General features: G+C 29.0%; 14 protein-coding genes and 5 tRNA genes. 16 read left to right on the plus strand and 3 right to left on the minus strand.

Annotation, left to right across the window (positions count from 1 at the left end; translation table 11 throughout):
- Window positions 1-12 precede the first annotated feature (12 nt).
- Both QN326_RS01450 and QN326_RS01455 read right to left on the minus strand, forming a co-directional pair.
- On the minus strand, window positions 13-261 hold the full coding sequence (locus QN326_RS01450; RefSeq protein ID WP_238568791.1) for a hypothetical protein: 249 nt from the start codon (window positions 259-261) through the stop codon (window positions 13-15).
- Window positions 262-272: 11 nt separating this feature from the next.
- Entirely contained in the window at window positions 273-671 is a 399-nt protein-coding gene (locus tag QN326_RS01455; RefSeq protein ID WP_238568792.1) for a hypothetical protein, read from the minus strand.
- Between the two features lie 606 nt (window positions 672-1,277).
- On the opposite strand from QN326_RS01455, the gene trhA reads away from it, so the two are divergent.
- The 8 genes from trhA (at window position 1,278) to QN326_RS01495 (ending at window position 5,473) form a co-directional block, all read left to right on the plus strand.
- Window positions 1,278-1,967 (plus strand): PAQR family membrane homeostasis protein TrhA, encoded by a 690-nt coding sequence (gene trhA, locus QN326_RS01460; RefSeq protein WP_034172327.1) that lies wholly within the window; start codon window positions 1,278-1,280, stop codon window positions 1,965-1,967.
- Window positions 1,968-2,208: 241 nt separating this feature from the next.
- On the plus strand, window positions 2,209-3,441 hold the full coding sequence (locus tag QN326_RS01465) for an acetate kinase (RefSeq protein WP_034172307.1): 1,233 nt from the start codon (window positions 2,209-2,211) through the stop codon (window positions 3,439-3,441).
- Between the two features lie 46 nt (window positions 3,442-3,487).
- Window positions 3,488-3,575, plus strand: a tRNA-Ser gene (locus QN326_RS01470).
- Window positions 3,576-3,977: 402 nt separating this feature from the next.
- Window positions 3,978-4,053: transfer RNA gene (locus QN326_RS01475), tRNA-His, on the plus strand.
- Between the two features lie 85 nt (window positions 4,054-4,138).
- Window positions 4,139-4,213, plus strand: a tRNA-Gln gene (locus QN326_RS01480).
- A 50-nt stretch (window positions 4,214-4,263) separates the two neighbouring features.
- Window positions 4,264-4,345 (plus strand) — tRNA-Leu (locus QN326_RS01485).
- Between the two features lie 20 nt (window positions 4,346-4,365).
- A tRNA-Trp gene (locus QN326_RS01490) sits at window positions 4,366-4,440 on the plus strand.
- Between the two features lie 343 nt (window positions 4,441-4,783).
- The gene (locus tag QN326_RS01495) at window positions 4,784-5,473 is read left to right on the plus strand and encodes a hypothetical protein (protein WP_342386734.1); all 690 of its coding nucleotides are present in this window, start codon (window positions 4,784-4,786) and stop codon (window positions 5,471-5,473) included.
- A 151-nt stretch (window positions 5,474-5,624) separates the two neighbouring features.
- On the opposite strand, the gene QN326_RS01500 is transcribed toward QN326_RS01495, so the two are convergent.
- Complete coding sequence (locus QN326_RS01500) at window positions 5,625-6,350, minus strand: DUF2963 domain-containing protein (RefSeq protein WP_342386735.1); 726 nt, start codon at window positions 6,348-6,350, stop codon at window positions 5,625-5,627.
- 278 nt (window positions 6,351-6,628) lie between these two features.
- Between QN326_RS01500 and QN326_RS01505 the strand changes: the two genes are divergently transcribed.
- The 8 genes from QN326_RS01505 (at window position 6,629) to QN326_RS01540 (ending at window position 13,469) form a co-directional block, all read left to right on the plus strand.
- On the plus strand, window positions 6,629-7,402 hold the full coding sequence (locus tag QN326_RS01505; RefSeq protein WP_034172422.1) for a S26 family signal peptidase: 774 nt from the start codon (window positions 6,629-6,631) through the stop codon (window positions 7,400-7,402).
- 81 nt (window positions 7,403-7,483) lie between these two features.
- Window positions 7,484-8,125 (plus strand): uracil-DNA glycosylase, encoded by a 642-nt coding sequence (locus tag QN326_RS01510; RefSeq protein WP_212508941.1) that lies wholly within the window; start codon window positions 7,484-7,486, stop codon window positions 8,123-8,125.
- Window positions 8,126-8,308: 183 nt separating this feature from the next.
- On the plus strand, window positions 8,309-8,761 hold the full coding sequence (dut, locus tag QN326_RS01515) for a dUTP diphosphatase (protein ID WP_034172107.1): 453 nt from the start codon (window positions 8,309-8,311) through the stop codon (window positions 8,759-8,761).
- A gap of 605 nt (window positions 8,762-9,366) precedes the next feature.
- On the plus strand, window positions 9,367-10,182 hold the full coding sequence (gene rpsB / locus QN326_RS01520) for a 30S ribosomal protein S2 (RefSeq protein WP_342386736.1): 816 nt from the start codon (window positions 9,367-9,369) through the stop codon (window positions 10,180-10,182).
- A gap of 101 nt (window positions 10,183-10,283) precedes the next feature.
- The gene (gene tsf, locus QN326_RS01525) at window positions 10,284-11,108 is read left to right on the plus strand and encodes a translation elongation factor Ts (protein ID WP_034172106.1); all 825 of its coding nucleotides are present in this window, start codon (window positions 10,284-10,286) and stop codon (window positions 11,106-11,108) included.
- An 89-nt stretch (window positions 11,109-11,197) separates the two neighbouring features.
- Window positions 11,198-11,923, plus strand: a complete 726-nt coding sequence (pyrH, locus tag QN326_RS01530; protein ID WP_342386737.1) for a UMP kinase — start codon at window positions 11,198-11,200, stop codon at window positions 11,921-11,923.
- A gap of 2 nt (window positions 11,924-11,925) precedes the next feature.
- Entirely contained in the window at window positions 11,926-12,480 is a 555-nt protein-coding gene (frr, locus tag QN326_RS01535) for a ribosome recycling factor (RefSeq protein ID WP_011160543.1), read from the plus strand.
- 71 nt (window positions 12,481-12,551) lie between these two features.
- Window positions 12,552-13,469, plus strand: coding sequence for a phosphatidate cytidylyltransferase (locus QN326_RS01540; RefSeq protein ID WP_011160544.1), 918 nt, complete (start codon window positions 12,552-12,554; stop codon window positions 13,467-13,469).
- Window positions 13,470-13,718 lie beyond the last annotated feature (249 nt).

A 13,718-nucleotide genomic window follows, 5' to 3' on the forward strand; every position in this document is an offset into this window, starting at 1 on the left:
TCATTTACCAAATTATATATTTAATTTATCAGATTCATTTATAATTTCTAATATAGTTGTTTTTATAAGAGTTTCTAATTCTTGCATATCTTTTTGAAATATGGTAGTTATATTACCATTTTGAGCTATTTTTTGAATTATTTTTTTGAGAGTTTGGAATTTGTTTCTTAACTCCATTAAATTAAAAGATTGTTTTCTTAATTGTTTTATTAAAATATTTTGTTCTGGATTAGATTCAAGTTTGGCATTTGCATTAGCCATCAAATTTTGTTTTATAAAATCTTAATGTCTGTGATTTTGAGTTTGCCTGCATTCATATCAATTATAATTTTATTTTTTTCAAGCAAGCTTAGTTGATTTTTTAATATTTGATCTATATCATTATTAATATAGGTTTGTATTTTATCCAAAATATTTGTTGCTGTTTGTTGCCATTTATTTGTGTTATGCAATAATTGGTCTTTTAAAGCTAATATAAGTTCGGTATTTGGTTTTTCTTTTTTCCAAAAAATATGCATTTTATTGTTTTGATTTTGATTTAAGGCATCTAAAAGATTATTTTGGGTTTGGTATGATTTCATTTTTTCATCATTAAAGTTTAAAAAAATAGCAAAAATTTTGTGTTGGATAGCATCAGTAATTTTTTGATTTGCATTACTTTTAGAAAGCATATGATAATTATAAGCAAAAACTTCTTGGTTCCAATCAGGGTTTATTTTTCTAAATTCGGTTTTTAAATTTTCTAAATTAGGATTGAGACCTAAATAATGTTCAATAATGTTTGTCTTGGTATCGGGTTTGATTTCAGGAAGGATGTGGCTTAATTTTGCATTAGGAACAGATTTATTTTTTGTTTAATAAAAATAATTGCAGATAACAAAATTATTAGTGCGATAATAAATGTGATAATTATTAAATACTTGTAGTATTTAGTTTGAATAGATTTCATGAAAAATAACAAAATCCTTTCTATGGAAAACTAGTTTCCTTAAATATTATACTATTATTTACTGACTATACATTATTATATTTTGAAATGTTGAAAAATTCATATTTTATCTTTTGTCAATTTACAAATTTAGTTTAGCAACTACTTTTATGTGGTAAAATATATAAGAATTAGTTTTTATTACAACTTAATCTAATTTATAAATTATTTAATAAAGTTAATTATTATTTTTAAATGTTTCCTTATTTTCCTTATAACTTATTTAATTTCTAAACTTTTTATAATCTCAGTAATTGCTACATATTCCAAGCAAGAAGGGAGTTTTATTGTGAAATGGGCTACTAAACCAAGTGATAAACAAACTTTGGGCGAAGAAATTGCCAATGCAATTTCCCATGGTTTAATGATTCCTTTAGGAGTTTTTATTCTTGTTTGTTTTTGTCTTAAAGCCTCTGTAATGTCAAATCCTAACGGTTATATTGTACTTGTTTTTAGCATATCGATGATTATTCTTTATTTGATGAGTACTTTGTATCATTCTTTATCCTTTACCAAAGCTCATAATTTTTTTCAAAAGACCGATCACATTAGTATTTATTTATTAATTTGGGGAACTTTTGCCCCTATTTTGTTACTTTTGCCAGAATTGCAAAAACCCTTATTTCCTCAATCAAATGTGCCAATTTCCAAAGGACAATGCTTTTTTGTTTGCCAATGTATTTTGGCTTTTTCAGGTATTATATGTAAAGTTTTTTGGATGAATAAAGGAAAAATCATTCATTTAATCTTTTATGTTTTGCTTGGATGGAGTGGGCTTTTGTTAGTGCCTGCAATGTGGAAAGCCAATATTTTTCATTTTGTTTTACTGGGCGGTGTTTTTTACAGTTTAGGCATCTATTTTTATGTTAAAGATAATAAAAAATATTTTCATTTTATTTGGCATCTTTTTGTTATGGCAGGAACTTGTTTTCATGCTTGGGGCATATATCGTTTGCTTGAAATTTTGCCAAACAATTAATAACAAATTGAAAAATTTCCAACAATAAAAAGAAATCAAACTTGCAAACAAATAATTACAAACCCAAAAATAATTCCACTCATTAAAAGAAATTATTAATTAAAAATAAAAATAAATCAAATAACAAATAATTAAAATCCCAATCCCAAACTCAACCCAAAAAAATTAAGTCAAACAACAATTAAAATTAATATACAAACAAAAAATAAATTATTACACATCAAAAAACGGAGAAAAATATATGAAAATTATGTCGGTAAATTCTGGTAGTTCTTCTTTAAAATTTCAATTATTAGAAATGCCACAACAAGAAGTAATTGTTTCAGGTTTAGTTGAAAGAATCGGTAGCAATCAGGCTGTTTTTACAATGAAGACCAAAGACAAAAAAGACAAACAAGTATTAGAAGTGCTAAATCATCAAACAGCAGTAGAGTTATTGCTAGATGCTTTGATTCAAAAAAAAGTTATTAATACTTTGGAAGAAATCGAAGGAGTAGGGCACCGCGTAGTTCAAGGTGGAGAAATATTTAGCGATTCTGCTGTTTTAACTGAAAAAACTCTTGCTCAAATTGAAAGTTTATGCGACCTAGCTCCCTTACACAATCCTGCAAACATCATAAGTATTAAAGCTTTTCAAAAAGTACTTCCCCAAGTTTTTCAAGTAGCTGTTTTTGATACTACTTTTCATCAAAGTATGCCCGCAGTTAATTTTTTATACGCCACTCCTTATTACTGGTACCAAAAATACCAAATTAGAAAATACGGAGCTCATGGTACATCTTATAAATATATAACTGAGCAAATGCAACAAATTTTGGGTAAAAAAAACGCCAAAATCATTATTTGTCATGCTGGCAACGGCGTTTCTTTATGTGCAGTTGATTCTGGTAAATCAGTTGATACTTCTATGGGTTTTACTCCGTTAGAAGGGGTTCCTATGGGAACTCGTAGTGGCAATATTGATCCTGCAGTAGTGAAATTTATAGCTGAAAAAGAAAACAAAACTGTTGCTTGTGTTATCGATGATTTGAATAAAAAATCAGGTTATTTAGGAGTATCAGGTATTTCTAATGACACTCGTGATATTTTGGCAAGCATTAAAGAAGGCAACCAGCAAGCCATTTTGTCACACGACATCCAAGTTAAGCGTATAGTTGATTATATTGCTAGTTATTACGTATTATTAAAAGGCGTTGATGCTTTAGTATTTACAGCTGGTATTGGCGAAAATTCTTCTTTTTTCCGTTCTGAAATTATTAAACGTTTATCAGTTTTAGGAATTAAGTTAGACGAAGAAAAAAACAAAGTTCAAGGCAAACAAGAACTTATTACAACTTTTGATTCTGCAATCAAAGCTTTTGTTGTTCCTACCAATGAAGAACTTGCTATTGCTCAAGATGTTTTGCGTTTACAACAAAATCAAACTAATCAAGATAAAGACGATCAGCAAGAATGTTTTTGCTGTTGTGGCTAATAATTAAATCACAAACCCAATCACTTTTATAGTTTTGGGGCTTTTTGGAGGAATACTCAAGTGGCCGAAGAGGCACGCTTGGAAAGCGTGTAGATCCAAAAGATGCGAGGGTTCGAATCCCTCTTCCTCCGCCAACTAAAATTAGCTATTTTTTGTTAGTTTGCAAAGTCAGTTTCATTTTGATAAAAATAATTTCCATAATTTCATCGCTCATATTATTTTTTTAAGAACTTGTTTTTTAAGGGCTTGTTGTTGGGAAATGTTTTGGTAATTTGTTTTTTTTGCATTTGTTTTTTGCGTTTTTTTGGCATTTGTTTTTGGAACTTTTTAGACTTATCTTTTTTTCTTTTGAGGTTTTTGGAATGCACATTTTTTATCTCAATTTATTCCCTCAAATCTTTTTTAAACATCGCCACCAAAAATATTGACTGCAAAAAACTTATAAAAACAATCAACCTAACTTTTTTACTTTACAAATTAACAAAATCAAGGTATAATATTCTATGTTATGGAATTTTAATTATTAAAATTATTTGGCGGTTATGGCGAAGTGGTTAACGCGGCGGCTTGTGGCGCCGATATGCGTGGGTTCGATTCCCACTAGCCGCCCCAGAATATATTTCACAAAATATAAAAATACAAAAATTATTATAAACATTATTTAATAATAAAATATCCAGATTATAAAGTTATATTGAGGCCCATAGCCAAGTGGTAAGGCAACGGACTTTGACTCCGTGATTCGTTGGTTCAAATCCAGCTGGGTCTGCCATTTTATAAGTGTTTATGAGTGATTAACGAACGAAAATAACAAAGGTAAACGCGGGTGTGGCGGAATGGAAGACGCACTAGACTTAGGATCTAGCGCTTAGGCGTGCAGGTTCAAATCCTGTCACCCGTACCATGCAACCTACTTGTAAATGAAGGGATATGATGTCAATGGTAGCATAACGGTCTCCAAAACCGCTCGTTCGGGTTCGAATCCTGATATCCCTGCCAAAAAAATTACCCCAATAAAAATATTTTAATAAAATAAAAAAACAATTAATTTTTTTGACAATCATTTTTTTGCTTTATTAAGATATTTTAAAATGAATTTTTTAATCATTTTGCTCTTAAAATCTAAAAAAACCTTATTTATCTTTTTCAAACTACCCAAAAAAACAACTTTATCTTAAAAAACCACCAAAATCAATTGACAATTGTTTCTTTTTTTGATTAAATAAAGGTGTAGATATAAAGTTTTATGATAAAATAAATATAAGCTATATTTAAGTTTTTTATAAAGCTAACAAATAAAGTATAAAACTTTTACAAACGCTTTTATTAGGAGGTTGGTTTTTTGAGATTTGAAGAATTGGTAACTTGGGTTTCCAATAATCCTTGGATTTGGGTTGTTGGCGCTGTTTTTTTCCCTGTATTGATATTTCTTTTAGTAAAATTAGTGATTAAAACGCTAATTTTCATTTATTTTGTTAATTTTCGTATTGCAGCTTTTTTTAGTCCTTCCAAACCGTCTAAAGAGAGCAAAAACAACGACAACAAAAACGAACAACCTCAAATTCCCAATGTTTTGATTAATAACAAAGACTTTGATTCTAATTGTTTAATTAATTTAAAATTAATGGAGATGATGGACAAAAAAGATAACAACCGTTCGCAAACCGATCTTTTAGAATTAAAGCATAAAATGCTTGAAACTTATTTTAATCAAAAGATCTTTGAATTAGAAATGAAACAAAAAATTAAAGAATTAGAAGAAAAACAACAGCAATCCAAAGCTGATACCATTCCTAATAATGCCCAAACTTTTAACTCACAAAAGAATTTTTGGGATGAAATCCCAGAAACTTTAAAACAAGTTTTAGAAAAATTAAATAACATCGAAGAAATGCAGTTCGAAATTTTACAAGATTACACTAAAAAAACTTATTACAGTTCTGATGATAGAGTTTTGTACGTTCATCCAGAAGACTTTTTGCACATCAATAAAGCTTTAGGACATAAAAAACAACAACAATTAAAAAATTAAATAAAAATATTAGGATGAAAGTATGTAAAAGCCCCTTTTTGCATGCTTTTTCTTTTTATCATTTCGAAAAAACTACCTTTTTTAAACTAGTTTTGATTTTGCCTGTAAACAGATTACCTGATTTTTCCTTGCAACATCTTTCCAAACAATTCTAATTACCATTATTTTTTATGACATCACCACTATTAGGATCATAATTATAAACCTCTTTATCATCATTTTTGCTTTGATATTTGTATTTTGCACGCCAAATTCTTATTTCTGTTTTGGGGTCATATTTATTTATATAATCAATATTTCCATTAGGGAAATATTTTGTATGTTTGATTTTATTTTGGGTTTGAGGATCATATTCTAAAACATATTCTACTTTGCCATTTTTACTATTATGGTGAGTTTCTTTTATAACATTTCCGCTTTTAGCATCATATTCATACATATATAAAATATTTGATTTGTCTTCTGCAAAACTTATTTCTTTAATTAATTTTTGCGTATGCGGATCGTATTCTTTAATATCTAAGATATTTCTGTCATTTTCAAAGACAGTATGTTTAATTTTATTGGCAGTTTGCAAATCATATTCTATGATATACCAAACACACTTTTCATCACCATTAAACGCTGTGAGTTTAATTTTTTTATTTGTTTTGCTATCATAATCCAAAATATGGTCAATGTTTCCATCCATGTTATAGATTTTTTTTTGAATAACATCCACATTATGATTAGGTTTGTTTTTTGTTGGGCTTATATTATCGATACTAATTATATTATCAATATTGTCAAAAGATTTAAAAATTAGCACCACTAACAACAATAATGTAAAAGTAGTTTTAATAGTTGCGAACCTAGTTCTTAATTTTATAATTTTCATATTTTTTAATTTATTATTGGGAAATTCTTAGATGTAATTTAATTTATCTTTCATTTAATTTATTTATTGTGAGATTAAGCATTTTTATAATACTTTGGATTATATGGTATTTTCAATATTATTATAACATTTATTTTATAATAATAATATTTTTTTAGCACTTATAATTGATTCATCAAAAAAAAATCTTGTTCTATGCTATAATTAATTTGTATAGTTGAAAATAATTAATAGTTAATAAATAAAAAAGGAAACAATGATTATTATGGTAATTATTTATGTTCAAAAATAAAACAAAAACTCCGCCACAAAGTCAAAAAACCAAATCTATCCTTTTAATTTTAAAAAAAAGTATGATTATTATTTTAGATTTTTTTCTAATCTATCTCTTTATTGCTTCTTTGGGTAATGCTTTTTTTCCTAAATATTCAGCCAAATATCTAGGCATTGCTGCTTTTCCTGTGGCTTCTGGTAGTATGGAACCTTTTTTACATGGTCCTAAAAATGAGGATTCAGGACAAATAGGGGATTTAGTTTTTATTAGAGGTGTTTGGGACGCTTCCAAACTTATGCCTGTTGGTGCTGTTGATGGGAAACAAATCACCAAAAATCCTACAACCAAACCTTATAAAGTAGGCACAACTCATCCAAAAAACGGCGATGTTGTAATTTTTGAAAACCCTAATTATAATAATCCTAATGTTTCTGAACAAGAAAGACAAGCAGCCCAAAAATATCGTTTTATTATTCATAGAGTCGTTTATAATGATTCAAAAAACGAATTAATTGGCACTTGGGGTGATGCAAATGATACCCAACACAAATACGAACAAAAAATTCCTTATCACAAAATTGTAGGAAAATATGTTTGTAAAGACCGTTATATTTTTCCATCCATCAAAAATTTCTTTTCTGATCTGTTTGCTTATATTGGTTCTTTCTTTGCTTTTTTATTTGAAAATCCCTTATATTTGTTTTTAATAATCGTTTATTTAATGATTATGGCGTATCTCTTATATTTCTTAATTAAAGAATTAAAAGCAGCCAAATAATTACAAAAATGCAATCAAATAACACCAAATTACAAAATAATACAACAATTTTACAATAACAAACCAAAAGGTAAACAATTAATGTGGCAACAAATCATTAATAATCAAAAAACTAAACCTTATTTTAAAAAAATATTTACTTTTTTGCAAGAAGAAAAAACCAATCACAAAATTATTTATCCCAATCAAGAAGATATTTTTGCAGCTTTTAATTTAACTCCTTTTGAAAAAGTGAAAGTAGTTATTTTGGGGCAAGATCCTTATCATGGCAAAAATCAAGCTCACGGGTTGTCTTTTAGTGTAAAAACCTTCCAAAAACCACCTAGTTTATCCAATATTTTTAAAGAATTACAAAATGATTTACAAATTACTGCTCGCACCAATAATTTAACTAAATGGGCGCTAGAAGGCGTTTTGATGATTAATGCTATTTTGACTGTTGAAAAAGATAAACCTTTAAGTCACCATCAAATTGGTTGGCAAGAATTTACCAAAACTATTTTTCAAGCTTTGCAAGCTAAACCAAATATAGTCTATATTTTGTGGGGAAAATTTGCTCAAACCTACGAACAATATATTTGTCAATCCCAAAATTGCATAATTAAAAGCCCCCATCCTTCCCCTTTTTCCGCTCATAGAGGCTTTTTTGGATCTAAACCTTTTTCTCGTGCTAATACTTATTTACAAACTTGTGGAATTAAAGTTGTTGATTGGAATCTTTAACTTTTTTATAATATTTTTAATTTTATAATATTTAAACCTATTTTGTTGAAAATTTTTATTTTTGCCACCTTTTTAATTATTTTTTGTCTCTCGTTTTGTATTATTTTTATTTTGTGATTTTCATTTATTAATTTAAAAGTAAAATTACTAACTACCCCAAAAGAAAGCCAAGGTTTCATTTTTATGAATAAAACAAACCGTTTTTTTGAAAAAGTAAGCAGTTATCAAAATCAAGGAATCAACCTTCCCCAACGTCAAACCAAATTCAGCGCTGGTTATGATTTTGAAGCAGCCCAAAGCATGGAAATCCCACCGCAAACAGTCATTTTGGTTCCCACAGGAATTAAAGCATCTTTTCCTTGGAACGAAGTTTTATTAATTTATGTGAGGTCTTCTTTGCCCTTGAAAAAACAACTAACCCTTGCCAACGGCGTGGGAGTAGTCGATAGTGATTATTATAATAATTTGCAAAATGAAGGTCATATTTTTATTGCCTTGTATAATTTTTCTAAAAACCCAGTTAAAGTTTGTAAAGGCGAAAGAATTGCACAAGGAATTTTTCAACCCTTTTTTCAAATTACCCAAGAAAAAGAAAATAATTTTGCCAGAAAAGGCGGTTTTGGTAGCACAAAGTAACAAAATTGTATCCAAATCAACAAAAACATTGTTAAATGGTTTTAAATATGGTAAAATATGTTAGGAAAAAAGTTATTTATTTTTATTTTTATTATTTCAAAAACATTTTATTGTTTGTTCTTTGTTCTTGGTTTTTAATGCATTTGTTTGTTTGTTGCCGTTTTTGCTACTAGGCAAACCATTTTGCCCGTCAATTTTGATTATTTAATTATTTTTTTAATTGTTATATTTGTGATTTATAAATTTATAATTATCAAATAATTATTAAAACGCCATTTTCCTTCCCCAAACAAACTTGCAAAAAAGCTTTTATTTAATTATAAGGGATGTATAAATGCATTGCTCAAACATTTTTGACACAATTAAAAAATTTAGCAATTTAGCAATTTGGAACAATATTTGCAAATAGAAATAAAAACTTGATGATGCATCATCATTTTGGATCAATTTTGATACACAATTCACAATTAAAAAATGTATTAAATATTTAAAATGCAAAAGCCCAAACACAAACAAAATTATCATTTATTTATTTATTTTTTATCATAATTTAACACAATATTTCAAAAAATATCAATTAAAATAAAAAGGAGTTTTTAATAACAATGGCAGTAGTTACAACAAAACAATTATTAGAATCAGGAGTATATTTTGGTCATGCCACTCGCAAATGGAATCCCAAAATGAAACCCTACATTTTTACTTCTAGAAATGGCATTCACATCATCAACTTGAAAAAAACCTCAGAAGAAATTGAAAAAGCTTATCAAGAATTGCTAAACATCATTACTTCAGGCGGCAAAGCTTTATTTTTAGGCACTAAAAAACAAATTCAATCAGCGATTAGAGAAGAAGCGCAACGTTCACAACAATACTACGTGGATCATCGTTGGTTAGGTGGCACATTAACTAATTTCAAAACTATTTTAAAAAGAATCGAATTACTTCATTTGCTCCACAAAAAAGAAGAAGAAGGACTTTGGAAAAAACTTCCTAAAAAAGAAGTAGTGCAATTAAAGCGTAAAAGAGACAAATTAGAAAAATTCTTAGGCGGCATCAAAGACATGAAAGACTTGCCTCAAGCTATTTTTGTTGTTGACCCAGAAAAAGAAAGCATCGCAGTTGCCGAAGCGCGCAAATTAGGAATCAAAGTTTTTGGAATTGTAGACACTAACTGCGACCCTGATTTAGTAGACTACATTATTCCTGCTAATGACGACGCTATTAGAGGAGTGAAATTAATTATTTGGTTAATGGCTAATGCTTGTGTTGAAGGCACTGGTGGCGTTGCTGAAAAAGCAGAAACTTTTGATGCTAAAAACCCATTAAAACCTCAAAATTACAATGCCCCTAACAAACGTCCTTACCAAGATTCACCAAGAAAACCATCTTACCAAAATCAAAATCAAAACCAAATATAATTAAACTTTTTTTGGTCCTTAACTAACCAATACGCAATTTTTATTTTTACAATTTATAATTAAAAGTAATTAAATCATTAAAATTTAGAATGGAGCAACAAATGAAAATTACAGCCGAAATGATTAAGGATTTACGTCAAAAAACGCATGCTGGAATGAAGGAATGTCACAAAGCTTTACAACAAACTGAAGGCAACATCGAAAAAGCCATCGTGTTTTTAAGAGAAAAAGGCATCATTAAAGCAGCTCAAAAACAAGGACGTGCAACTTCTGAAGGCATCACTAATATTGTTTTTGATGGCAATAACGCTTTTTTATATGAAATCAATTCTGAGACTGATTTTGTTTCCAAAAACGAACATTTTCAACAATTAGTAAAAGTGCTTGGAGAAATTATTTTAAAAAACCAATTATCTAACGCCAAAGACCTTTTAGCCTTTAATTACCAAAATAAAACCGTTCAAGAATTATTGTTAGAAAAAACCTCAGTTTTGGGCGAAAACATTACTCTTAAACGTGTTTTAAAAGTTACTAAAAAGCCTCAAGAATCTTTTGGAACTTACAAACACCAAGGCGGACGTATTTCTGTTTTGGTAGTTTTAAAAAACGACTGCCCTTCTGTATCAGAAGACATAGCGATGCATATAGCTGCTTCCAAACCGCAATTTTTAACTCCTGACAAAGTAGATCCTACATTTTTAGCAGAAGAAAAAAAGATTTTACATAAACAAACTGCCAAAGAATTATCCGACAAACCCGCACAAATGATAGAAAAAATTGTTGAAAATCGTTTAGGCAAAATGTTAAAAGACATGTGTTTATCAGAACAACCTTTTGTCAAAAATGCAGATCAAAAAGTAAAAGATTATCTTAAAGCCAACAACACTGATGTAGTTTCTTATGTGCGTTGGGAAATGGGCAACTAATAATTCAAAAATCTTTATTTCATACTTTATTTAACAAACTCAAATTTAGACTCTTTTAAAGATGTTGCAGATGTTTATGAAGAAAGGTTTTGTGGATGCATAAAAAAATTCTTTTAAAATTAAGTGGTGAATCCCTTAAAGGCGAATCTTTATACGGAATTGACCCTCGCACCATTAAAAAAATTGCTTGGGAAATCAAAGAAATCAAAGATTTAGGAGTCAAAATTGCCATCATTGTAGGAGCAGGTAACCTTTGGCGTGGACGCACTGGTGAAGAACTGGGTATGGATCGTTCTCAGGCAGATTATATGGGAATGCTTGGAACTATCATGAATTCTTTAGCTTTGCAAGATGCCTTAGAACAAACAAACACCATCACACGCGTGATGACTGCCTTTCCTGTTTCTTCGGTAGCCGAACCCTATATTCGCCGTAAAGCTATTCGTCATTTGGAAAAAGATAGAGTAGTTATTTTAGGTGCAGGGGCTGGTTCTCCTTACTTTTCCACCGACACTGCTGCTGCCCTAAGAGCTGCTGAACTAAACATTGATGTTATTTTAATGGCTAAAAATAATATTGAAGGTGTTTACAATAAAGATCCCAAAAAACATCAAGATGCCGTTTTAATCAAACACATGAAACACCAACAAATCTTATCTCAAAGACTGGCAGTTATGGATATTACAGCCGCTTCTCTTTGTTTAGAAAATAACATCGATATTTTAGTTTTTAATATGTTTAAAAAAGGTAATATCAAAAAAGTTGTACTCAAAGAAGGCAACATAGGTACTGTTATTAGTTCAAAAGGAGAATAAATATGCAACAACTTGCCAAAGATATTCTTGCGTCGTTAGAAACTAAAATGACTCAAGCCCAAGAAGTAATGTTAAAAAACTTTTGCGATATTCGCACTGGAACTGCTAATCCTAATATTTTAGATAAAATTACTGTTAATTATTATGGAGCACCCACTTTTTTAAAAACGTTAGCCTCTATTAGCGTTTCTGAAGGCAACCAACTCAACATCAAACCTTACGATAGCACTTTAATTCCTAATATTAAAAAAGTTCTTTTGGCATCTAATCTAGGAATCACTCCTCAAACTGATGGTTTAGTTGTAAGACTTGTTTTCCCCAAACCAACCGAAGAGAGAAGAAAAGCTTTAATGAAAGAAGTAGAGCAACTAGCAGAAAAGACCAAAGTAGCTATTAGAAACGTGCGTCGCGAAGGCAATGACAAAATCAAAAAAGTTGAACTTACTAAAGATTTAGAAACTTTTTATTTAAATCAAATTCAAACATTAACTGATAAAAACATTAAACTTATTGAAAAACACACCACCACTAAAAACACTGAATTATTAAAAGCTTAAAATGATTTCGTTTTCCAAATACAACAATTTTACCCAATTTTTACCTTTCGCTTTAAAAAAAGGAGGTTTATATGATAAAAAAGAGAATAATAACAGGGGCCACCTTAGTTTTATTTTCTTTTTTCTTTTATTATTATGCCCCTTTAGAAATCAAATTTGTAGTTTTTGCCCTTTTAGCAATAAAAGCAGTGCAAGAAATGTTTTTTATACTCAAACATCCCAAAGATAACCAAAAACAGACCTTTATTAAATTTGGGTTAGTTGCCACTTCTACTTTATTATTTTTTACAGTTGTTTGTTTGATGTTGTATCCAAATATTTGTCAAAATCAAAACTTAATAAAAGACGCAAAACAATTAAACTTTTTATTCCTTAATAAAGACACATTTGTATCCCTAACAAAATCAACTCCCTCGAACCTAAATTTTTTCCTTCTTTTATTCTTACCTTTTGTGTTAGTTTTAATAATGCTAGTTTTTTTACCTTTTTTGCAAACTAAAGATGTAAGCAAAACCTTTCTTATCACCTTTTATATTGGTTTTTTGATGGCTTGTCTTTTTTCTTTGTTTTTCCTGCATTGGCATTATTTGCTTTTGTTTTTTTTAGCAGTTATGCTCACTGATTCTTCTGCTTTTTTAGCACGTTTCCCGCGTTTTTGCCCCTTTTTAGGAACAAGACCCCTAGCTTTTCACCTAAGTCCTAAAAAAACTCAAAAAGGTGCTATTTTAGGCACTTTTGGCTCTACTATAACAGTTTTGATGGTCTTTTTATTTATTGATTGCAACTCTTGCATTAGTTTCCCCATCTATGCTTTTTTAATTTCTATTATTTCTCAAATTAGCGATTTGTTAGCTTCCAAATTTAAAAGAGATTATGGCATCAAAGACTTTGGAAGTTTCCTTCCAGGTCATGGTGGTTTTTTAGATAGGTTTGATTCTTGGCTTTTGAGTTCTTTTTTTGCTCTCATACTCTTTAATTTACCTTTTTAAACAAATCCAAACTACCATATTTATTTATATTTTTTCAACATTTAATCTTTTTGCCCTTGCCTTGTTATGATATAATTTTATTTGTAAATGTTAATATAAAATAATAACTCTTTTCGCGTTTTTCCTTTCTCTTTATCACAAATTTAAATTCAATATTTTAAAACTTTTTAACAATTTCCATTTCAAAAATATTGATTTAAAAAATTAGTTCAAATTTGTCCACCATCTATTTTTTGTAAAAAAATATTA

It is taken from the genome of Candidatus Phytoplasma asteris, from assembly GCF_038505995.1.
In the GTDB taxonomy this organism is placed as follows: domain Bacteria; phylum Bacillota_I; class Bacilli_A; order Acholeplasmatales; family Acholeplasmataceae; genus Phytoplasma; species Phytoplasma asteris.